Annotated in this window: 15 protein-coding genes; 10 read left to right on the forward strand and 5 right to left on the reverse strand. The window is 71.5% G+C overall.

The window, feature by feature from the left end; translation table 11 throughout:
• Positions 1-64 precede the first annotated feature (64 nt).
• Genes ACIOC1_RS03535 through ACIOC1_RS03545 form a run of 3 tightly spaced genes read right to left on the reverse strand, consistent with a single transcriptional unit; the run spans position 65 to position 3,747 of the window.
• The gene (locus ACIOC1_RS03535; RefSeq protein ID WP_401851519.1) at positions 65-1,030 is read right to left on the reverse strand and encodes a carbohydrate ABC transporter permease; all 966 of its coding nucleotides are present in this window, start codon (positions 1,028-1,030) and stop codon (positions 65-67) included.
• On the reverse strand, positions 1,027-2,064 hold the full coding sequence (locus ACIOC1_RS03540; RefSeq protein ID WP_401851522.1) for an ABC transporter permease: 1,038 nt from the start codon (positions 2,062-2,064) through the stop codon (positions 1,027-1,029). The genes ACIOC1_RS03535 and ACIOC1_RS03540 overlap by 4 nt, the downstream gene beginning before the upstream one ends.
• A gap of 3 nt (positions 2,065-2,067) precedes the next feature.
• Positions 2,068-3,747, reverse strand: coding sequence for an ABC transporter substrate-binding protein (locus tag ACIOC1_RS03545; protein ID WP_401851524.1), 1,680 nt, complete (start codon positions 3,745-3,747; stop codon positions 2,068-2,070).
• A gap of 387 nt (positions 3,748-4,134) precedes the next feature.
• On the opposite strand from ACIOC1_RS03545, the gene ACIOC1_RS03550 reads away from it, so the two are divergent.
• The 3 genes from ACIOC1_RS03550 to ACIOC1_RS03560 all read left to right on the forward strand — a co-directional run bounded on the left by ACIOC1_RS03550 (position 4,135) and on the right by ACIOC1_RS03560 (position 9,113).
• The gene (locus tag ACIOC1_RS03550) at positions 4,135-7,098 is read left to right on the forward strand and encodes a glycoside hydrolase family 3 C-terminal domain-containing protein (RefSeq protein WP_401851527.1); all 2,964 of its coding nucleotides are present in this window, start codon (positions 4,135-4,137) and stop codon (positions 7,096-7,098) included.
• Between the two features lie 128 nt (positions 7,099-7,226).
• On the forward strand, positions 7,227-8,090 hold the full coding sequence (locus ACIOC1_RS03555) for an aldo/keto reductase (protein WP_355339778.1): 864 nt from the start codon (positions 7,227-7,229) through the stop codon (positions 8,088-8,090).
• Between the two features lie 48 nt (positions 8,091-8,138).
• On the forward strand, positions 8,139-9,113 hold the full coding sequence (locus tag ACIOC1_RS03560) for an aldo/keto reductase (RefSeq protein ID WP_391041793.1): 975 nt from the start codon (positions 8,139-8,141) through the stop codon (positions 9,111-9,113).
• A 93-nt stretch (positions 9,114-9,206) separates the two neighbouring features.
• Here ACIOC1_RS03560 and ACIOC1_RS03565 read toward each other — a convergent pair whose 3' ends face one another.
• Positions 9,207-9,677 (reverse strand): winged helix-turn-helix transcriptional regulator, encoded by a 471-nt coding sequence (locus ACIOC1_RS03565; protein WP_401851529.1) that lies wholly within the window; start codon positions 9,675-9,677, stop codon positions 9,207-9,209.
• Positions 9,678-9,873: 196 nt separating this feature from the next.
• On the opposite strand from ACIOC1_RS03565, the gene ACIOC1_RS03570 reads away from it, so the two are divergent.
• Complete coding sequence (locus ACIOC1_RS03570; RefSeq protein ID WP_401851532.1) at positions 9,874-10,512, forward strand: NADPH-dependent F420 reductase; 639 nt, start codon at positions 9,874-9,876, stop codon at positions 10,510-10,512.
• Positions 10,513-10,549: 37 nt separating this feature from the next.
• Here ACIOC1_RS03570 and ACIOC1_RS03575 read toward each other — a convergent pair whose 3' ends face one another.
• Complete coding sequence (locus ACIOC1_RS03575; protein WP_391041789.1) at positions 10,550-11,692, reverse strand: enolase C-terminal domain-like protein; 1,143 nt, start codon at positions 11,690-11,692, stop codon at positions 10,550-10,552.
• A gap of 251 nt (positions 11,693-11,943) precedes the next feature.
• Between ACIOC1_RS03575 and ACIOC1_RS03580 the strand changes: the two genes are divergently transcribed.
• The 6 genes from ACIOC1_RS03580 to ACIOC1_RS03605 all read left to right on the forward strand — a co-directional run bounded on the left by ACIOC1_RS03580 (position 11,944) and on the right by ACIOC1_RS03605 (position 20,950).
• The gene (locus ACIOC1_RS03580; RefSeq protein ID WP_355339792.1) at positions 11,944-12,951 is read left to right on the forward strand and encodes a LacI family DNA-binding transcriptional regulator; all 1,008 of its coding nucleotides are present in this window, start codon (positions 11,944-11,946) and stop codon (positions 12,949-12,951) included.
• Positions 12,952-13,080: 129 nt separating this feature from the next.
• Positions 13,081-14,481, forward strand: coding sequence for an ABC transporter substrate-binding protein (locus ACIOC1_RS03585; protein ID WP_401851534.1), 1,401 nt, complete (start codon positions 13,081-13,083; stop codon positions 14,479-14,481).
• A gap of 6 nt (positions 14,482-14,487) precedes the next feature.
• Positions 14,488-15,438 (forward strand): carbohydrate ABC transporter permease, encoded by a 951-nt coding sequence (locus ACIOC1_RS03590; RefSeq protein WP_401851537.1) that lies wholly within the window; start codon positions 14,488-14,490, stop codon positions 15,436-15,438.
• The gene (locus tag ACIOC1_RS03595; protein WP_355339801.1) at positions 15,435-16,325 is read left to right on the forward strand and encodes a carbohydrate ABC transporter permease; all 891 of its coding nucleotides are present in this window, start codon (positions 15,435-15,437) and stop codon (positions 16,323-16,325) included. The genes ACIOC1_RS03590 and ACIOC1_RS03595 overlap by 4 nt, the downstream gene beginning before the upstream one ends.
• A 63-nt stretch (positions 16,326-16,388) precedes the next feature.
• Complete coding sequence (locus tag ACIOC1_RS03600; protein ID WP_401851540.1) at positions 16,389-18,686, forward strand: hypothetical protein; 2,298 nt, start codon at positions 16,389-16,391, stop codon at positions 18,684-18,686.
• Positions 18,687-18,724: 38 nt separating this feature from the next.
• A complete protein-coding gene (locus ACIOC1_RS03605; RefSeq protein WP_401851543.1) occupies positions 18,725-20,950 on the forward strand; it encodes an FAD-dependent oxidoreductase in 2,226 nt (741 codons plus the stop codon).
• The last annotated feature ends 5 nt before the right edge of the window (positions 20,951-20,955 follow it).

Below are 20,955 nucleotides of genomic sequence, written 5' to 3' on the forward strand. Positions count from 1 at the left end.
TCACCCGTGCCCCGACCGCTCATCCCGTGCCCGCTCATCCCGTGACCGTCCGTCCCCCGACCGCTCATCCCTTGACCGCTCCGGTCAGCACGCCGGTCTTGAAGTGCTTCTGCATGAAGGGGTAGACCATCAGGATCGGTACGAGGGTGAGCACCACGACGGCCATCTGGAGCGACAGCGGCGCGGTCTGCGCGTGCGCGGTGCCGAAGCCGCTGTTCACCGAACCCGGCATGTTCATCCCGTAGTTGACGTACTCCAGCAGCACGTACTGCAACGGCCACTTGGGGCTGTCCGTGGGCATGTAGAGCATGACATTGAAGAAGGAGTTCCAGTATCCGACCGCGTAGAAGAGCGTGACGACGGCGGTCACGGCCCGCGAGGTGGGCAGCACGACCGACCACAGGATGCGCCAGTCGTTCGCGCCGTCCATCCGCGCCGCGTCGATGAGTTCCGCGGAGGTGCCGGAGTAGAAGGCGCGCAGTACGAGGATGTTGAACACGGAGATCGCGCTGGGCAGGATCAGCGCCCAGTACTGGCCGTAGCCGCCGAGGCCGGTGACGACGAGGTACGTCGGGATCAGGCCGCCGCTGACGAACATGGTGACGATCAGCACCATCAGGATCGCCCGGTGGCCGAGCGACCCGGAGCGCGACAGGCCGTACGCGCACAGCACGGAGACCACCATCGAGATCGCGGTGCCGACGCCCGTGACGCCGAGGCTGACCAGCAGGGCGCGGGTGACCGCGCCGTTCTCCAGCATCAGCCGGTAGGCGTTGAGCGTCACCCCGTCCGGCCAGATCACCAGGCCGCCCGCGCGGCCGATCGCACCCGGCGTGGACAGGCTGGTCAGCGCCACGATCCACAGCGGCACCAGGACGGCCGCCACGACCAGGGCCAAGGTGGCGCCCTTGAAGGTCTGCCCGGCGACGCCCGGCGCCTCCTCCCACGACGGGCGCTGCGGGCTCTTGCGCGCACGGGGGTTCCGCGTACGGCCGGCGCGGTCGCCGCCCACGGTCAGTGTGTCGGTCATCTGCGGTACAACCCGTCCTCGCCGAAGGAGTGCGCCAGCCGGTTCGCGCCCCAGATCAGCAGCAGCGAGATGACGCTCTTGAACAGACCGGCGGCGGCGCCGTAGCTGTAGTTGTTGGTGGCGATGCCGTAGTAGAAGGAGAAGGTGTCCAGGACGTCGGCCGCGTCGTGGCCGACCGCGCCGCGCTGGATCAGGAACTGCTCGAAGCCGACGGTCAGCGCGTTGCCGAGCCGCAGCACGAGCATCAGCACGATCACCCCGCGCATGCCGGGCAGCGTGATGTGCCACATCCGGCGCCACCGGCCCGCGCCGTCGACGGCCGCGGCCTCGTACTGGTTCTGGTCGATGGCCGCGAGCGCCGCGAGGAAGACGATGATGCCCCAGCCCGCCTCCTTCCACACCGCCTGCGAGGTGATGAGCAGCGCGAAGGTGTGCGGGTCGGTCATCACGTCCCAGGTGCCGATCGAGTGCCGGCGCAGGAACTGGTTGAGCACGCCCGCGCCGCCGAGCATCTGCTGGAAGACGGTGATCGTCAGCACCCAGGAGAAGAAGTGCGGCAGATAGACGATGGACTGCACGAAATTCCGCAGCCGTTCGCTGATCACGGTGTTGAGCATCAGGGCGAGCGCGATCGGCACCGGGAAGAAGAGGACGATCTGGACGGAGCTGAGGAAGAGCGTGTTGCGCAACGCGCCCCAGAACAGCGGGTCGTGGAAGAGCTGCCGGAACTGCTCCAGGCCCGCGAAGTCGCTGTTGCGGACGCCGACCAGCGGGTCGTAGTACTCGAAGGCGGTGACCAGGCCGAACAGCGGCGCGTAGTTGAAGACCAGCAGCAGCGCGACGGCCGGGAGGGTCATCAGCAGCAGCGACTTGTCGCGGCGCAGCCGCACGCGCCAGGTCAGGCCGCCGTGCGCCGTGCTCTTGGCCTCGCGTGAGCCCTTCTTGCCGTCGCGTGCGCCCTTGCCGGTGTCCCCGTCCGCGGCGGCCGGCTTCCCCGGTGTCCCGTCCGCCTTCCCGGTGATGATCGCGGCCACCGCCTACTGCCCCGAGCCGTACTTGTCGAGCACGTTCGTCTGCATCCACGTCGTCAACCGCGTGCCGCCGCTGCTCTTCCACGAGGAGATCGCGGCCTGCACGTCGGAGACCTTCTTCTTGCCGTGGTAGCAGTCCTTGATGGTGTCCTCGACGGCCTGGCCCGCGTCGGCGGTCGCGAAGCGCTGCGGCACGGTGATGTTCATGTTCCAGAACACCGGCTTGTACGCGGTCGCCGCCGCTGCCGCCTGCCAGGCCGCGTAGTCCTTGGTCACCTGCGGGGCGCCCGGATTGCTGATCACCGCGGAGCAGGTGGCCAGGAACGGGTACGTCTGCTGCTGGACGTCCTTCTTGCCCTCGTCGGTGAAGGTGGGCGTGCCGTTGTCCATCGTGTAGTGGACGCCCTCGGCGCCGTAGTTCACCATCGTGTACTCGGCGGAACCGTAGGGCGCGGCAAGGTAGTTGGCGACCGCCAGCAGCTCCTTGATCCGGTCCTTCGACAGCTTGATGTTCAGATAGCTCATCAGGCTGGTGGAGTTGCCGAGGAAGATGCCGGGCTTCGACGTGCCGTCGGCGGCGAAGACCTTGAACGCGCCGCGCCGGTACTTCGGATCGGCCGCCGTGCCCGCCTGCGCGTCGGCGAGGTTCCACGCGCCGGTGCCGTCGCCGGTGACGACGACCTTGCCCGCGTAGAACCGGTTCTTGCCGTCGTTGGTGTTGCCCGCGAGCGCGTCCGGGTGCATGTAGCCGGACTTGGCGAGCTTGTAGTGCCAGTCCAGCGCCTCCAGCAGCTCCTGGCCCTCGTACTTGTGGACCAGCTTGCCGTCCTTGACCGTCCACTTGTTGGGCACGCCCCAGAACGGGGAGAGATACGTCCACAGGTCGTCGAAGGCCCACACGCCGCCCTTGGCGTTCGTCAACTCCTTGCCGAGCGCGAGGAGATCGGCGGCCGAGGAGATCTCGTCCGGGTTGATGCCCTTGGACTGGAGGATGTCGGCGCGGTGGTAGGTGGTGCCCGCGACGACGAAGCCGCTGGAGAAGGACGGGATGCCGTAGAGCTTGTCCTCCCACACCCCGGCCTGCCAGGCGCCGGTCGGGATCGCGGCGAGGTTCGGGTAGTCCTTGACCGCGTCGCCCGCCAGGTACGGCGTGAGGTCGGCCAGTTGGGTGCCGGCCAGCTTGCCGACGTTGAAGCTGGCGTTCCACCAGGTGGGGAGCTGGATCCAGTCCGGCAGCTTCTTGGCCGCCGTCATGGTGGGGATGGCGGTGTCGTAGTGGTTGCCGTCGGCGGGCTTCATCGTCAGCGTCACGCCGAGGGCCTTGCTCATGGCCTGGTAGAAGGAGTTGCCCGGCTCCGGGATGGTGCCCCACAGCGGGGTGACGGCGGTGTAGCTGCCGCCCTTGCCCGGCACGCCGTCGACCGTCTTCACCGGGTTCGCCGGGTAGGTCAGGAAGCCGGGGTCGGTGGCGGTGCCCGCGGCGCCCGGCACCGCCGGGATGTCCGCCGTGACCGAGCGGCTCGCGGTGAACTGCGGCAGCGCCGCCTTCAGTCCGCTCTTGCTGCTGGTGCCACCCTTGCTGCTCGACCCGCTTCCGCAGGCGGTCAGCAGCGGGGACAGCGCCGCGGCTCCGGCTGTCGCCGCCGCCGCGCTCACAAAGGTTCTGCGGTTCAACTGGCTGGTCATGGTGGGTCCTTCGCCGTGTGGGGTGGTCCGATCCGGGGGGACGCCGAGGGTGCGTGCCGTGGGTGCCGTTTTGCCGTGCCGGTGCCGCGTGGAGGGGGCGAGGCGCCGGGGAGAGTGTCGAAGAGGACTGTCGAAGCGCTTCGATGTGTCGGCGACAGTAACCACGTGCTTCGGTTCCGACAAGAGTTCTGACGCGACTGTCCGGCGGGCGGATTCCGGCCCCGTACGGTCCTGCGGACATCATCGCCGCCCTGGTCAGGGCGTTCGATGAATTCGACAGCGGTGCGCCGGACGGAGGTTGTGCGCGACCCGTTGACACCCTCGTCGGCGGCGTGTCAGCTTCGGCGAAGCGCTTCACCACGTCACCGGCCCAAGGGGTTTGCCTCAGTGAGTACGACGCCCGTGCACGACCGGCCGCCCTTCCGCGACGCGGAACTGCCGCTGCGCGAACGGGTCGAGGACCTGCTCGGCAGGCTCACCCCCGACGAGCGCGTGGCGCTGCTGCACCAGTACGCCCCGGCCGTGCCCCGGCTGGGCATCGCCGCCTTCCGCACCGGCACCGAGGCGCTGCACGGCGTCGCGTGGCTCGGCACCGCCACCACCTTTCCGCAGGCCGTGGGCCTGGGCGCCACCTGGGACGAGGAGCTGACGCACGCGGTCGCGACGGCCGTCTCCGTCGAGCAGCGCGCCTTCCACCACCACAGGGCCGCACCCATCGGCGCCGGGCCGATCAGCCTCCAGGCGTGGGCGCCGGTGGTGAATCTGCTCCGCGACCCGCGCTGGGGGCGCAACGAGGAGGGCTACGCGGAGGACCCGCTGCTCACCGCGCGCCTGGGCGACGCCTACTGCCGGGGCATGGCGGGCGACGACCCCGAGCACCTGCGCACGGCGCCGATCCTCAAGCACTTCCTCGCCTACAACAACGAGGACGACCGCTGCGTCACCTCCTCGGGGCTGCGCCCGCGCGTGCTGCACGAGTACGACCTCGCCGCCTTCCGCCCGGCCGTCGCCTCGGGCGCCGCGACCGGCGCGATGCTCGCGTACAACCTGGTCAACGGCCGTCCCTGCCACGTCAGTCCGCTGATCGAGTCGGAGCTGCGGCGCTGGGCAGCGCCCACCGGGCACGAGCTGTTCGTGGTCAGCGACGCCGAGGCGCCGAGCAATCTGGTCGACCCCGAGCACTACTTCACCGACCACGCCGAGTCGCACGCGGCGGCGCTGCGCGCCGGGGTCGACAGCTTCACCGACCACGGCGAGGACTCCGCCGTCACCGTCGGCCGCCTCCAGGAGGCGCTGCGGCGCGGGCTGATCGACGAGGACGACGTGACGCGCGCGGTACGGCGGCAGCTCGCGATCCGCTTCCGGCTCGGCGAGTTCGACCCGGAGCGCGACCCGTACGCGGCCATCGGCTGGGACGCCGTCGACTCGCCCGCGCACCGCGAACTCGCCCTGCGCGCGGCCACGGAGGCGGTGGTGCTGCTGAAGAACGACGGGACGCTGCCGCTGGAGCCGGTCGCGGGGGTACGGCACAAGGTCGCGGTGATCGGGCCGCTCGCGGACACCCTCTTCGAGGACTGGTACAGCGGCACGATGCCGTACCGGATCACGGCCGCCGACGGGCTGACGGCCGCGCTGGCCGCGCGCGGCGACGAGGTGACCGCCGTGGTCGAGGGCGTCGACCGGATCGCCCTGCACGCCACCTCGTCGGACGGCGCGCTGTCGGTGCCCGCCGCCGACCCGGCGGGACCGCTGCTGCTCGCGGCCCCGGCGGCCGAGGTCCCGGCCGACGACTTCTGCTTCGACGTCTTCGACTGGGGCGGCGGGGTGCTGACCCTGCGCAGCGCCCGCACCGGCCGCTATCTGACCGCGCGCGACGGGGGTGTTCCCAGCGGCGGCGACGAAAACGCTTCCGGGCAATGGGTGCTGACGGCGGATCAGGCGCTGCCCAACGGCTGGGACGTCCAGGAGACCTTCCGCCTCGAGGAGCGGGCGGACGGTACGGAGCTGCTGCGGCATGTGCACAGCGGCCGGTACGCGGCCGTGGACGGGGCGACCGGGCGCGTGACGGTGAGCGCCGACACCCCCGCGGAGGCAGAGAGTTGGCGCCGTACGGTCGTACGCGACGGGATCGCGCAGGCGCGGGCCGCCGCCGCGGCGGCCGACACCGCCGTCGTCGTCCTCGGCAACGACCCGCTGATCAACGGCCGTGAGACGCAGGACCGCCCCGACACCGCCCTGCCGCCCGCGCAGGACGCGCTGCTGCGGGCGGTCGCCGCCGCGCAGCCGCGCACCGTACTGGCCGTGACCAGCAGTTATCCGTACGCGCTCGACTGGGCGCAGGAGCGGGTGCCCGCGGTGCTGTGGACCGCGCACGGCGGGCAGGAGAGCGGCCGGGCGCTGGCGGCGGTGCTGCTCGGCGCGAGCGAGCCGACCGGGCGGCTGCCGCAGACCTGGTACCGCGGCGACGACCCGCTCCCGCCGCCGCTGGACTACGACATCATCACGGCGGGCTGGACGTACCAGTACCACCGGGCGCCCGCGCTCTACGGGTTCGGGCACGGCCTGTCGTACACCACGTTCGGCTACGAGGACCTGCGGCTGTCGGCGGCGCGGATCGCGCCGGGCGAGCCGGTGACGGCGACGGTGACCGTCGTCAATACCGGGGAGCGCGCGGGCACCGAGACCGTGCAGCTCTACACCCGTGCGGTGGACGCCCGTTACGACGCGCCGCTGCTGCGGCTCGCCGCCTTCCGCAAGGTGCGGCTCGCGCCGGGCGAGCGGCGCGAGGTGAGCGTCGAGGTGCCCGCCGACGCGCTCGCGCACTGGGACGTCGGGACCGGCGCCTTCACCGTGGACCCGGGCGCGTACGACGTCCTCGTGGCGCGCGGGGTCCAGGACGTCGCCGCGACCGCCCGGCTGGAGGTCACCGGCCCGACTCCCGCTCCCCGTACGGCGGTCGGAGTGCGTGTGGCGGCCGTGGACTTCGACGCCTGTACGGGGCTGCGGCTGCTGGACGCGGGCCCCGTCTCCGGTGACGCGGTCGGCCCCGCGGCGCCGGGGGAACCGGCCACCGCCGTCTTCCGGGACGTCGGCCTGACCGGGGCGCGTACGGTCGCGGTCGAGGTCAGCCGTCCGGCGGCCGAGGGCGGGTCCTGCGCCGTACCGTCCCGGATCGAGCTGCGCTGCGACGGCGCGCCGCTGGCCGCCTTCACCCCGCCGCCGACCGCCGACCGGCACACCTGGACGGAGCTGACCGCGCCGCTGTCCGCCCCGCCCGGCCCCGGCCCGCACACGCTGACCTGGACACTGACCGGAGACGCGCTGCTGGCCGGTTTCACCTTCGCGGAATGAGCCACGGCGCGCATTGAACGGCCGCGCTTCTTAATTCGTTCGCTTTCTTCTATTGGACGACTGCCCGCCCCACGGGTGAAGCTGGAGGTCCGTTGTCGTCGTAGGTGGAATGAGAGAGGCGCGAAACCATGCAGAGCCGTCGTATCGGTGCCGTCGAGGTCAGCGCGATCGGGCTGGGCGGGATGCCCATGTCGATCGAGGGGCGCCCGGAGGAGGCACGTTCCGTCGCGACGATCCACGCGGCGCTCGACGCCGGGGTGACCCTGATCGACACCGCGGACGCGTACCACTGGCACGCCGACGAGGTCGGGCACAACGAGTCGCTGATCGCGAAGGCGCTGGCCTCGTACGGCGGCGACAGCGACGGCGTGCTGGTCGCGACCAAGGGCGGCCACCTGCGGCCGGGCGACGGTTCGTGGACGCTGGACGGCAGGCCCGAGCACATCAAGGCGGCCTGCGAGGCGTCGCTGCGGCGGCTCGGGGTCGAGGCGATCGGCCTCTACCAGTTCCACCGGCCCGACCCCGCCGTGCCGTACGAGGAGTCGGTGGGCGCGCTCGCCGAGCTGCTGGACGCGGGCAAGATCCGGATGGCGGGCATCTCCAACGCGAGCCCGGACCGTATCCGGCTGTCCCAGGAGATCCTGGGCGGGCGCCTGGTGTCGGTGCAGAACCAGTTCTCGCCCGCGTATCGCTCCAGCGAGCCGGAGTTGACGCTCTGCGACGAGCTGGGCATCGCCTTCCTGCCGTGGAGCCCGCTCGGCGGTATCGCCCACGCCGGTGAACTCGGCTCCTCCTACGGGGAGTTCGCCAAGGTCGCCGCCGCGCACGGCGTCAGCCCGCAGCAGGTCTGCCTGGCCTGGCTGCTCGCGCTGTCCCCGGTCGTCGTCCCGATCCCCGGCTCCAGCCGCCCCGAGACCATCCGCGACTCGGTCGCCGCCGCCGAACTCACCCTGGACGCCGACGAGATCGCCCGGCTCAGCGCCGCCGGCTGACGGTCCGCCCGCGCCTTCGCATTCCGCAACCCCGAGAAGAGGAAGTCTGTGCGTTACCGCGAACTGGGCCGCAGCGGCCTGTCCGTGTCGGAGATCGGCTACGGCGCCTGGGGCATCGGCGAGGGGGCGTGGGTGGGCGCGACCGAGGACGAGTCGGTGCGCGCCCTGCACCGGGCCGTCGACCTCGGCGTGAACCTCATCGACACCGCCCGCGGCTACGGCGAGAGCGAGCGCATCGTCGGCCGGGTCGTCCGCGAGCGGGCGGCGGCCGGTGACGAGATCCTGGTCGCCACCAAGGTCCCGCCGGGCAACGGCACATGGCCCGCGCCCGCCGGGGTGACCGCGGAAGAGGCGTTCTCCGGCGAGCACATCCGCGCCAGCCTGGAGACCAGCCTGCGCGCCAGCGGCCTCGACCACTTCGACGTGCTCCAGTTCCACGTCTGGCGGGACGAGTGGGTCGGCAGGGGCGACTGGCTGGAGACCGTCGCCGACCTCAAGCAGCAGGGCAAGATCCGGCTGTTCGGCGTCTCGATCAACGACCACGAGACGGACAACTCGCTGGCGCTGGTCCGCAGCGGTGTCGTGGACACCGTCCAGGTCATCTACAACATCTTCGAGCAGACGCCCGCCGAGTCGCTGCTGCCCGCCTGCCAGGAGCACGGCGTCGGCGTGATCGTCCGCGTCGCGCTCGACGAGGGCGGTCTGACCGGCGCGGTCACGGCCGGTACGACCTTCCCCGAGGGCGACTTCCGCAACCGCTACTTCCGCGGCGACCGCCCGGCCCAGGTCGAGCAGCGCGTCCGGGCGATCGTGGACGACCTGGGCATCGCCCCCGACGCCATCGCCGAGACCGCCCTGCGCTACGTCCTCAGCGCGCCGGCCGTCTCCACCGTCATCCCCGGCATGCGGTCGGTGCGCAATGTCGAGCGCAACACCGCGGTCAGCGACGGGACGCCGCTGACCGACGAGCAGCTCGCGATCCTCGCCAAGCACCGCTGGCAGCGGAACTTCTACGCGTCGTAGCGGGCTGTCGCCTCACCACCGCGAGCCACGGCGAGCAACCGTGAACCCCGGCGAGCCACCGCGACGCACCGCTCATCACCGCTCACCGACTGCTCACCACTCCTCGGCGCCCCGCGCCGCTTCGCGCGCCGCCGTATGCGCCGCTGCATGCGCCGCCGTATGCGCCGCTGCATGCGCCGCCTCCTGGGCGTCGAGGAGTTCGTCGCCGTGGTCGAGGGCCCAGCGGCCGAGCGCCCGCATCGGGCCGTCGACCAGGCTCTCGCCCAGCGCGGTCAGCCCGTACTCGACGCGCGGCGGCGCCTCCGCGTACGCCCGGCGGCCCACCAGGCCGTTCCCGAGCAGCCGGTGCAGCGTCTCGGTCAGGACCTTGTCGCTGATCCCGCCGATCGCGGCGCGCAGCGCGCGGCGGCGGCGCGGGCCCGTGCGCAGCGCCGCGAGCACGACCGGGTCCCAGGTGTGGGCGAACAGGTCGGTGGCCGCGCGCAGCCGGCAGTCGGCGACCCGTTCGTAGCAGTGCGCGCCGGGGCTCTCGCGCGTCTCGTCGGGGCTCTCGTGAGGGCTCATCGCGCCACCCATCATGGTCCGTCCCTCGCGCACCGGCCGGTGCGTATCGGCTTCCCTACCGTATCCGTCAGACGATCGCCGCTGGTCACGGCGCCGGGCGGGGACTGGTCGCAGCGCGGGTCAAGGCGCTGGTCACGGCACAGGCCACGGGCGCGGCGCGGGCCACGGCACAGGGGCACGGTCGAGGGAGCGAAGGATGCGGATCGGGATTCTCGGTACGGGAACGCTGGCGCGGGCGCTGGGCGAGGGCTGGCTGCGCGCCGGGCACGAGGTGGTGGTCGCGGGGCGCTCGACGGCCAAGGCGGCGGCGCTCGCCGAGGCGCTGGGCCGCGGCACGCGGGCCGTCGCGCCCCGGACGGCCGTCAGCGGGCGGGACGCGGTGTTGCTCGCCGTCGCGTGGGACGGCGCGGAGGACATGCTGGGCGCGGCGGGCGCGGCCGAGGGACTGCTGGCCGGGACGCCGCTGATCGACCCCACGAACGCGGTGGCGCACGGCGCCGGAGTCCTGCTCACGGGACCCGCCGAGTCCATGGCCGGGCGCGTCGCCGCCCGCGCCCCCGGCGCGCATGTGGTCAAGGCGTTCCACCTCTTCCCCTCGACCCAGTGGACCGACCCCGTCGGGCCGGCCGTCACCGTCCCGATCTGCGGCGACGACCCGGCCGCGCTGGACGTGGTCGCCCGCCTCGTCCGGGACGTGGCCGCGACCCCGGCCGTCCTCGGCGGACTGGACCGCGCCCGCCAGGTCGAGGAGGTCGCGGGCTTCGTCATCACCCTGGCCTTCGCGGGCCACGACCCCAACGCGGCCGTCCCGGTCGTCCCGTCCCCGGTCGCGTAACGCCCGCCGAATCCGCGTCCGACGTGCCCTGATCCTTCTACCAGTTGGTGAAGGCGCCGTCCGGCGTGCGCAGATGGGGCCGCTCGGTCGTCGTGGCGCGGTGGGCGCGGGCGGCGTCGCGGTCGAGGGTGACGCCGAGGCCCGGCGCGTCGGTCGGCGTGACGCGGCCGGGGGAGATGGCCGGGCGGCTGGGGAAGAGCGCGGCGATGGCGGGCTCGGGGTCCGTCTGGTGCTCCTGGATCGCCACATTCGGGCAGGCCAGGTTGAGTTGGAGCGAGGACGCGGCGGTGACCGGGCCCAGCGGATTGTGGGTGGCGAGCTTGATGTGGTGGGTCTCCGCCATCGCGGCGATCTTCTTCGCCTCGGTCAGCCCGGCCGCCACCCCGATGTCGACGCGGGCGTAGTCGATCAGCTCCTCCTCGATCAGGGTCCTGAACTCCCATTTGGAGCCGTACTGTTCGCCCGCCGCCAGCGGTACGCCGGTCCGCGCGCGCAGCATCCGGTAGCTCTCGGGGTTCTCGCTGCGCAGCGGGTCCTCGACGAAGTACGGTCGGGCCGCCTCGATCTCGCGGCACAGGGTGACCGCCTCCGGCGGGTCGAGCCGGGTGTGCACGTCCAGGATCAGCTCGATCTCGTCGCCGAGCGCGTCCCGCACCGCGTGGAACAGGCTCACCGAATCGCGCAGGCAGCGCCGGGCGTCGAGGACGTCGTCCACGTCGTGCGGCGCGGAGAAGCGCACATGCCGCCAGCCCTCGGCGACCAACTCCCGGCAGCGGTCGAGGAATCGCTCGCGGTCGTGGTAGTCGTCGCCGACGTGCACGTACGCCGGGACCCAGTCCCGTACGCGTCCGCCGAGCAGGTCGTGCACCGGCACGCCGAGCGCCTTGCCGCGGATGTCCCACAGGGCGACGTCCACGGCGGCGATGGCGGCGCCGATGATGCGGTCGGCGGGGAAGAAGCCGCGGCGGAACATCACCTGCCACAGGTGCTCTATGCGCCGCGGGTCCTCGCCGACGATCAGCTCCGCGAGGTGTTCGAGGCCGCCCGCGACCGCCCGCTGCCGGGATCTGATGCCGACCTCGCCCAGGCCGTGGATGCCCTCGTCGGTGTCGACCACCACCAGCATCATGCTGTCGCCGTGGTCGGGGAGGGTCAGCACTTCCAGGCCGGTGATCTTCATCCCGCTCCTCCGTGAGTGAGGCCCCCGCGAGTGAGGCACTGTGCGCGGCGCCGTCCGCGGCCGGTGAGCCGCTATGAAAACGTTCCCGCAACTTCATCATGCTTGCTGAGAACGCATCATCCGCAAGGACCGCCCTGATCCGCAAGACCCTGCTGCACTGGAGATTTTCATTGCGGTAACACTCTTGACACCTCCGGGAACGTTCGCAAAGATCCACGGCATCCGGCAGCAGCGACGCGAGGAGGCGGTCCGTGGCAATCACGATCCGGGAGGTGGCGAGCGCCGCGGGCGTATCGGTGTCGACGGTCTCCCGCGCCTTCACGGCGCCCGACCAGGTGCAGCCGAAGACCCGGCAGCGCATCCTGGAGGCCGCGGCGAAGCTCGGTTACGCGCCGAACCCGGCGGCGCGCAGCCTGCGCGGCGGCGGCACGGGCACGCTCGGGCTGATCATCCCCGACATCGCCAACCCGTTCTTCCCGCCGATCGTCAAGGCGATGCAGGCCCGCGCCCGGCGGCTCGGCTACACCGTGCTGGTCGCCGACAGCGACGAGCGCGAGGCCGACGAACTGGAGACGATCGCGGCGGTCTCCAAGCGGGTCGACGGCCTGGTGCTGTGGGCGTCCACGCTCACCGAGGACCGGCTGGGCGAACTGGCCGACCAGATGCCGCTGGTGGTCGTCAACCGCCATGTGCCCGGCATCCCCGAGGTACGGATCTCGCTGTCGGCCGGGATCGCGCAGGCCGTGGAGCACCTGCGCGCGTACGGCCACCGCCGGTGCGTGTTCATCAACGCCTCACGGGACGAGCTGAGCCGCGGCAAGTCCATCCACGAGTCCTTCGAGGCGCAGGACGTCTCCTTCGTCGAACTCGGGCCCTACGAGCCGCGGTTCGAGACGGGCGTGCTGGCCGCCACGCTGGTCGCCGCGCACGGCGCGACGGCCGTGCTCGCCCACAACGACCTCGTCGCCCTCGGCGTCCTGCACCAGATGGCGAGCCTCGGCGTGAGCGTGCCCGGTGACGTCAGCGTCATCGGCATCGACGACACCCTGCTCGCGTCCGTCTCCACCCCCAGCCTCACCACCATCAGGATCGACCCGGAGGAGGTCGCCACCCGGGCGGCCGACCTGCTCCTGGAGACCATCGCGGGCCACGGCGCGGCGCGTGCCGACGCGCCCGCCGACCCGCGGGCCACCCCCTTCGTGGAGATCGGCTCCCGGCTGGTCCCCCGCGCCTCCACCGGGCCCGCGCCGGGCCGCTGAGTCACCCGCCGTACCCGCGGCCACCGGCCGCCACGGCGCACATCGGCGCGACCCGCCCCGGGAACCGCGTCCCCCCATTCACAGCAAGGCACCCCGCACCGACCTCACCCTGCCCTCCGTGGAGACGAAATGTCCAGACAATCCCGTAACGCGGCCCTGCTCGGCTGCACCGCCATAGCCGTGTCCGTGGCCCTCACGGCCTGTTCCGCCGTCACCCCGAGCAAGTCCGGCGGCGACGGCGGCGGCGACCTCACCCTCCGCGTCCAGGGCATGCCGCCCGCCACCGACAAGGCCGCGCTGACCCTCTTCAAGCAGCAGGTCGCCGACTTCGAGAAGGCCAACCCCGGCATCAAGGTCAAGGGCTCCACCACCGTCTTCGACCCGCTGACCTTCTCCGCCAAGCTCGCCGGCGGCAACGTCGAGGACGTCATCAAGGTCCCGCTCACCGAGCCGCAGCGGCTGATCCAGCAGAAGCAGGTGCAGTCGATCAGCGGCCAGCTCCAGTCGTGGGACCACTTCAAGGAGTTCAACCCGCAGGTCCTCAAGCCGCTGAGCGACAGCGCGGGCCAGGTCTACGGCGTCCCGCAGAATCCTTACGCCCAGGGCCTGGTCTACAACCGCGCGCTGTTCAAGGCCGCCGGGCTCGACCCCGACAAGCCGCCGACGACGTGGGACGAGGTCCGCGCCGACGCCAAGGCGATCGCCGCGAAGACCGGCAGGGCGGGCTTCGTCCAGGAGTCCAAGGACAACCAGGGCGGCTGGCAACTCGCCATGCTCTCCTACGCGTTCGGCGGCGACCTCGAACAGCGGCGGGGCGACACGTACACCGCGACCCTCACCGGCGAGGCCACGAAGAAGGCGCTCGGCCTGCTCAAGGACATGCGCTGGAGCGACAATTCGCTCGGCCGGAATCTGCTGAACAACCAGAACGACGTCATCAAGCAGTTCGCGGCCGGACAGGTCGGGATGTTCATGGGCAGCCCCGGCACCTACCGGCTGGCCAAGACGCAGTTCGGCATGGAGAACACCGACGACTTCGGCGTCGCCTCGATGCCGCAGTCCGGCGGCAACGCGACCCTGACCGGCGGCGACATCTACATGGTGCCCAAGTCCGCCGACACCAAGCACGCGGCGGCCGCCGTGAAGTGGCTGACCTTCGCCTACGCCGAGCCGCAGTACAGCACCGAAGCCGCCGCGGGCCAGGCCAAGGCGCTGGCGGCCGACCCCAAGTCGGCGGTCGGCGTACCGACGTTGCCAGTCTTCGACACCGCGCGGCAGACCGAGATCAACGCGGCGATCAAGCCGTACGTGAACGTCGAGCTCGACAACTTCGCGCCGTACACCCAGGGACTGGGCACGCTCGACCTCAAGCCCGAGCCGCCGTACGAGGCGCAGACGCTGTACACCGCGCTCGACCCGGTCGTGCAGGCGGTGCTCACCGACCGCGGCGCGGACGTCGACGCACTGCTCGCGAAGGCGGAGAAGGACGTCAACGCCAAGCTCGCCACCGACCAGTCCACCCAGAAGTAGCCGTTCATGAGCCTGCTCACCCACTCCCGGCGCGCCGCGCCCGCACCCGTCGCCCCCGCCCAGGGGAGCGCGGGCCGCCGCCGCGGCGGGACCGCCGCGCGCAAGCAGATCACGGCCTGGCTGTTCCTGCTCCCGGCCGTGCTGGTCTTCGGGCTGTTCGCCTGGTGGCCGATCGTCCGCAGCCTGCTGCTGAGCTTCCAGCGGACCAATCTCGTCGATCCCGCCGTCTGGGTCGGCTTCGACAACTTCCGCGCGGTCTTCGACGATCCGCTGCTCGGCACCGCCGTCGGCAACACCCTGTTCTTCGTCGGCCTCGGTCTGCTGATCGGGTTCCCCGCGCCGCTGATCCTGGCCGCGGTGATGTCGACGGTACGGCGCGGCGCGGGGGTGTACCGCTTCCTGGTCTATCTGCCGGTCGTCATCCCGCCCGTGGTCGCGATCCTGCTGTGGAAGTGGTTCTACGACCCGGGCAGCGGCCTGTTCAACACCGCGCTCGGCAAGGTCGGCCTCGGCCCGTACACCTGGCTGGAGTCCTCCGACACCGCGATGCTCTCGCTGGTCCTGGAGGCCACCTGGGCCGGGATGGGCGGCGCCGTGCTGATCTACCTGGCCGCGATGGTCGGCATCCCCGGCGAGCTGTACGAGGCCGCCGAGGTGGACGGCGCGGGCGTCTGGCGCCGGATCTGGCACATCATGCTGCCCCAACTGCGCTCGGTCATCGGCCTGTTGCTGCTGGTCCAGCTCATCAACACCGTGCAGGTCTTCACCGAGCCGTACGTCTTCACCGGCGGCGGCCCCGACAACGCGACGCTGACCGTACTGCTGCTGATCTTCCGCTACGCCTTCCAGGACGGCGAGTACGGCCAGGCCGCCGCGCTCTCCTTCCTGATGGTGCTCGCGCTGGGCCTGCTGTCCGGGGTGTATCTGCGCGCCACCCGCGGCTGGAGCACGTCATGACCCTGCTGAGCGAATCCCTCACCACCTTCGTCTCCGCCCACGACCGGCGGCGGCCCGGCGTACGGGCGGCCGTCCGCTCCGTCCAGGCGCTGACGCTGATCCTGCTGCTGCTCATCGGCATCGGACCGCTGTACTGGATGGTCAAGGGCGCGGTGTCCGCGCCCACCGAACTCACCAACCACCCGCTGGCGTTGTGGCCCGACCGGCCGCGGCCGGGCAACTTCGCCACCGCGTACACCGACCTGAGCGTCGGCCGCTATCTGATGAACACCTTCCTGGTGGTCGGCGGATCGTGGTTCGTGCAGCTCTTCGTCTCCGCGACGGCGGGCTTCGCGCTGTCGGTCCTCAAGCCGCGCTTCGGCAAGGCCGTCTACGGCGCGATCCTGGCCACGATGTTCGTGCCGTACACGGTGAACATGGTCAGCCTCTTCATGACCGTCATCGACCTGCCGCTGCTGCACCTCAACCTCGGCGACACGTACTGGGCGATCTGGCTGCCCGCCGGGACCAACGGCTTCACGGTGCTGCTCGCCAAGCAGTTCTTCGACGCGCTGCCGAAGGAACTCTTCGACGCGGCACGGGTCGACGGGGCGAACACCTGGCAACTGCTCACCAGGATCGTGCTGCCGATGAGCAGGCCGGTGCTCGCCGTGATCAGCCTCCTCGCGGTCATGCACAGTTGGAAGGACTTCATCTGGCCGCTGGTCGCGCTCACCGATCCGGAGAAGCAGCCGATCAGCGTCGCCCTTGCCCAACTCGCCACCCAGGCACCGCAGGACCAGCTCATCGCGGCCATGGTGCTCGCCGTCGCGCCGCCGATCCTGTTCTTCGCCGTCGGCCAGAAGTACATCGTCGCCGGGCTCGGCTTCACCGGCGTCAAGGGCTGAGTACGCCCGCACCCCCCGCTTCATCCACGCACCTTCTCTTCGGGACAAGAGAGAGGCACCTCCATGCCAGTCGCACGCCGCACATTCCTCCAGGGCACGGCCGTCGCCACCGGGGCCGCGCTGCTCCCGGCCGTCGCCGCCCAGAACGCGCACGCCGCGGGCGCGGTCACCGTCTCCGCCGACGGCATCACGCTCGTCGGCCAGAGCGACGGCAGCGTCCTGATCAGCGACGGCTCGGGCACCGCCCGCGTCCTGATCAGCCACTTCATGATCAAGGACAGCGTCCTCGGCCAGCAGCGCACCTACGGCGGCACGCCGACACAGGTCACGCTGCCCGACGGCCGCCCCGCCGTGCGGATCACGTACACCATGGGCAGCGGCGCGTCCGGCGTCACGGTGCGCGGCACCTTCGACGTCACCGCGCACAAGGCCCACATGTCCTGGGAGGTCGGCGGCTCCACCACCCTGACGCCCACCGGCTTCATGGTCGCCCGCACCGTCCAGACGCCGAGCGCGGCCGAGTCGTACGAGGCGCTGACCACCTGGACGAAGGACCCGCGCGGCGGCATCCCGTACGAGGTCGACGCGGGCGCCGCGTACACCGAGACCTGGTCCGACACCCGGGGCTCCTTCTGCCTGGCCGCCAGCAACTCCACCTATACGACGGCCACATGGCTGCACACCCCCGGCGCGTCTACGGGCACGGACACCGCCGCCACGACGGCGGACTTCGTCCTCGGCGGGCTGCGCCCGCGCGGCGCCGGGGTGCTGGCCGCGGGCAGGCCGCTGGGCGTGGAGGTGTGGACCGACCAGCCGTTCAACCTCTACAAGACCGCCGGGCAGACGATGACGCTCAAGGCGCAGGTCGTCAACGGCGGTTCGGCGGCCAAGCCGGTCACCGTGACCTGGTGGGCGCGGGACTTCGCGGGCACGCAGATCGCGGGCGGCACCGTCTCGCAGACCGTCGCCGCGGGCACCGCATGGGACGCCTCCTTCCCGGTCGCCGCCCCCGCGCACGGCATCGTCTTCACCGAGGTCAGCGCCGTGAGCGGCGCCGACTCCGCGCTCGCCAGGACCAACCTGTCGGTGCTGCCCGACTTCGCCTACCAGGCGGGCGGCGAGTCGATGTTCGGCCTCGCCAACTACCCCTGGCTGCTCGAGCCGAGCCAGGCCGACGTGCTGGCGCTGCTGAAGCTGATCGGCGTGAAGCGGATCAGGATCGCCTACGCGGGCGCGCCCGGCATCGACACCGCGACCCTCGACGCCCACGGCATCCACCACAACGTGGAGCTGAGCGGCATCCCGATCGGCGGCAGCGCGGACCAGATCGCCGCATGGGCCGACACCAACACCGCGAAGGCGACCGCCGCCGCCGCGGAGTACTTCGAGGTCGGCAACGAGGTGAACGCCCCCTGGATGGAGGGCCGGGCCGTCGAGGCGTACATCAGCGACGGGCTGAAGCAGGTCACCGACCGGCTGGCGGCGGCCGGTTCCACGATGAAGGTCATGAACGCGGGCCTCGGCGGCATGGACTACGTGTGGACCGAGAAGTTCCAGCAGGCGGGCGGCTGGGACCTCATCGACGCCTTCGCCTTCCACCCGGGGCGCGGCAACTTCACCCCCGACTACGCCCCTTCGCCCGACGACTGGGTGGAGGGCACCACCGGCACCTACTGGAACTTCCTCGGCGCGCTGCGCAAGGCCAAGGAGATCATCGCCGAGTACGGGCCGAAGGAGCTGTGGATGTCCGAGGCGTACGCCCCCACCAAGCCCAACTCCTGGTGGCAGGACACCTACCGGCACGCCGCCGAGAACGTGCTGCTGAGCCTGGCGCTGGCCAAGTCCGAGGGCGTACGCGGCGTCAACTGGTACCAGTTGCACGACTCGACGATCCACCACCCGCAGGAGGCCGACCCGGACAACGTCGAGTTCCACTGCGGGATGATGCACCGCGACACCAGCGCCAAGCCGTCGCTGCTGGCGTACGCGACGGCCGCGCGCGTCCTCGACCAGGCCACGTACGTACGGCCGTTGGTCTTCGCCGACGCGGACGTGAAGGGGCTGCTGTTCACCACGCCCTCGGGCCCGGTGTCGATCCTGTGGACCCGCAAGGACGGCTACGTCCTCAACGCCGACCACGGCGCCGACTCCTGGTACGCCTCGCCCGAGCCGTGGACCGACCCGTGGCCGACGAAGACGCAGGTCGTCGCGCACTCCGGGACCGTGGCCGGGACGGTGCGGGAACTCAACTGCGTCGGCGAGGAGCGGACGTTGAACGCGGCCGGCGGGAAGGTCACGCTCACCCTGGACGGAGCGCCGCGCGTCTACTACGGCCTCGCCGCCAACCCCGACTGGAAGTAAGCACGTCATGAGGGGCCGAGAAGAGTCATGAGGACGTCATGAGGAACGACACCGCACGGCACGACATCACCGTCGTCGGCGGCGGCCTGGCCGGGGTCTGCGCGGCCGTCGCCGCCGCCCGGCTGGGCCGGACCGTGGCGCTGGTCAACAACAGGCCGGTGCTCGGCGGCAATTCGAGCAGCGAGGTCCGCGTGTGGGTCTGCGGTGCCACCGGGCACGGCAAGAACCACCACGCCCGCGAGGGCGGCATCATGGGCGAGCTGTTCGTCGAGAACCAGTACCGCAACCCGGACGGGAACCCGTACTACTGGGACACCGTGGTGCTCGACGCCGTGCGCGCCGAGCCCAACATCACGCTGTACCTCAACACCGATGTGCGCGAGGTCGACGCCGAAGGTCCCGACGACGCGCGCCGGATCACCGCGCTGACCGGCTGGACCATGGGCTCCGAGCGGCGCGTCCGCTTCGAGAGCGAGGTGTTCCTCGACTGCACCGGCGACGGCCTGATCGGCTACCTGGCCGGGGCCAGGCACCGCATCGGCCGCGAGGCGCGCGCGGAGTACGACGAGCCGTGGGCGCCCGAGACCGCCGACGACATCACGCTCGGCTCGACGCTGCTGTTCTACACCAAGGACGCCGGCCGCCCCGTCACGTACGTGCCGCCGGACTTCGCCAAGGACATCACCACGACGTCCATCCCGCAGCGCCGCATCATCAAGGCGGGCGACAACGGCTGCGCGTACTGGTGGATCGAGTTCGGCGGCGAACTGGACACCGTCCACGACAACGAGCGCATCCGCGACGAGCTGTGGTCGGTCATCTACGGCATCTGGGACCACATCAAGAACTCCGGCGAGTTCGACGCCGAGACCATGACGCTGGAGTGGGTCGGCTCGCTGCCCGGCAAGCGCGAATACCGGCGCTTCCTCGGCGACTACGTCCTCCACCAGGGCGACATCCTCGGCCAGACCGAATTCGCCGACCGCGTCGCCTTCGGCGGCTGGTCCATCGACCTGCACCCGCCGCAGGGCATGTACGCCACCGAGGCGGGCGCCAAACAGCGCTACGCGGACGGCATTTACCACATCCCGTACCGCAGCCTGTACTCGGTGAACACCGCCAATCTGCTCTTCGCCGGGCGGAACATCTCCGCCAGCCACGTGGCCTTCGGCTCGACGCGGGTGATGGCCACCTGCGCGACGATCGGGCAGGCGGCGGGCACGGCGGCGGCGCTGTGCGCGGACGCCGGGATCTCCCCGCGCGAGCTGGAAGTGGCGTCGCTGCACCGGGCGTTGCTCCGCGAGGACGCCTCGGTGATCGGGCTGGCCTCCGACGACCCGGACGACCTGGCGCTGCGGGCGACGGCGACGGCGTCCAGCACCCTGGCGGACCTGACCGTCGAGACCTCCGACGCCACCTGGCCGCTGACCGCCGACGCGGGCCTCGTCCTCCCGGCCGACCCCGCGCTCACCGGCCTCGAACTGCTGCTGGACGCCGAGCGCGACACCGTGCTGACCGTCGAGCTGTACGACCCGGAGCTGGGGCAGAACTATGTGCCGCGCCGCCTGGTCGGCTCGGTGTCGGTCCCGGTCGCCGCAGGGCACGGGCAGTGGGTCAAGACCGGACTGGAGTGGGCGCCGGACACCCCGCGCAACGCCTTCGTCGTCGTCCGCGCCGACCCGGCGCTCGCGCTGCGCGTCGCCGACCGGCCGACGCCCGGCGTGCTGTGCTTCACGCGGGTGCCGCTGCGACCGCAGGACGAGTCGCCGCAGCCGCTGCGCGAGTGGACGGACTCCGGCCTGCTGCGGCGGACCTTCTGCCTGCGGGCGGGGGAGACGGCCGCGTTCGCGCCCGCCAAGGCGGTCGACGGATACGCCCGGCCGTACGCGGGCCCGCACCTGTGGGTCTCGGAGCCGGTGCGCGAAGGCACGCCGGAATGGCTGGAGTTGGCGTGGGACGAGCCGGTCGCGCTGCGCCGGATCGAGGTCGTCGCGGACGACGACGTCAACGAGGACCTGATCAATCTGCACCACCACAGGACCCCCTTCGACACGCTCCCGACGCTGGTACGGGACTATCGGGTGGAGGTGCGCGACGCGGCCGGGGCCGACTGGCGGGTGCTGGACCGCGTGACGGCCAACCGGCGCCGCCGCCGGGTCCACGTCCTGGAGGAGCCGGTCACCGCCCGCGCGGTACGGATCGTCGTCGAGGCGACCAACGGCGCCGCGTCCGCGCACGTCGTCGCCGTACGGGCCTACAGGTAAGGGAG

This window comes from Streptomyces sp. NPDC088197 (assembly GCF_044741185.1).
Taxonomy (GTDB): Bacteria; Actinomycetota; Actinomycetes; order Streptomycetales; family Streptomycetaceae; genus Actinacidiphila.

Excerpts from the sequence above, each read along its gene's own strand:
- ACIOC1_RS03535 (WP_401851519.1), bottom strand. The coding sequence starts at position 1,030 with ATGACCGACACACTGACCGTGGGCGGCGACCGCGCCGGCCGTACGCGG.
- ACIOC1_RS03545 (WP_401851524.1), bottom strand. The coding sequence starts at position 3,747 with ATGACCAGCCAGTTGAACCGCAGAACCTTTGTGAGCGCGGCGGCGGCG.
- ACIOC1_RS03555 (WP_355339778.1), top strand. The coding sequence starts at position 7,227 with ATGCAGAGCCGTCGTATCGGTGCCGTCGAGGTCAGCGCGATCGGGCTG.
- ACIOC1_RS03565 (WP_401851529.1), bottom strand. The coding sequence starts at position 9,677 with ATGAGCCCTCACGAGAGCCCCGACGAGACGCGCGAGAGCCCCGGCGCG.
- ACIOC1_RS03570 (WP_401851532.1), top strand. The coding sequence starts at position 9,874 with ATGCGGATCGGGATTCTCGGTACGGGAACGCTGGCGCGGGCGCTGGGC.
- ACIOC1_RS03575 (WP_391041789.1), bottom strand. The coding sequence starts at position 11,692 with ATGAAGATCACCGGCCTGGAAGTGCTGACCCTCCCCGACCACGGCGAC.
- ACIOC1_RS03585 (WP_401851534.1), top strand. The coding sequence starts at position 13,081 with ATGTCCAGACAATCCCGTAACGCGGCCCTGCTCGGCTGCACCGCCATA.
- ACIOC1_RS03590 (WP_401851537.1), top strand. The coding sequence starts at position 14,488 with ATGAGCCTGCTCACCCACTCCCGGCGCGCCGCGCCCGCACCCGTCGCC.
- ACIOC1_RS03595 (WP_355339801.1), top strand. The coding sequence starts at position 15,435 with ATGACCCTGCTGAGCGAATCCCTCACCACCTTCGTCTCCGCCCACGAC.
- ACIOC1_RS03600 (WP_401851540.1), top strand. The coding sequence starts at position 16,389 with ATGCCAGTCGCACGCCGCACATTCCTCCAGGGCACGGCCGTCGCCACC.
- ACIOC1_RS03605 (WP_401851543.1), top strand. The coding sequence starts at position 18,725 with ATGAGGAACGACACCGCACGGCACGACATCACCGTCGTCGGCGGCGGC.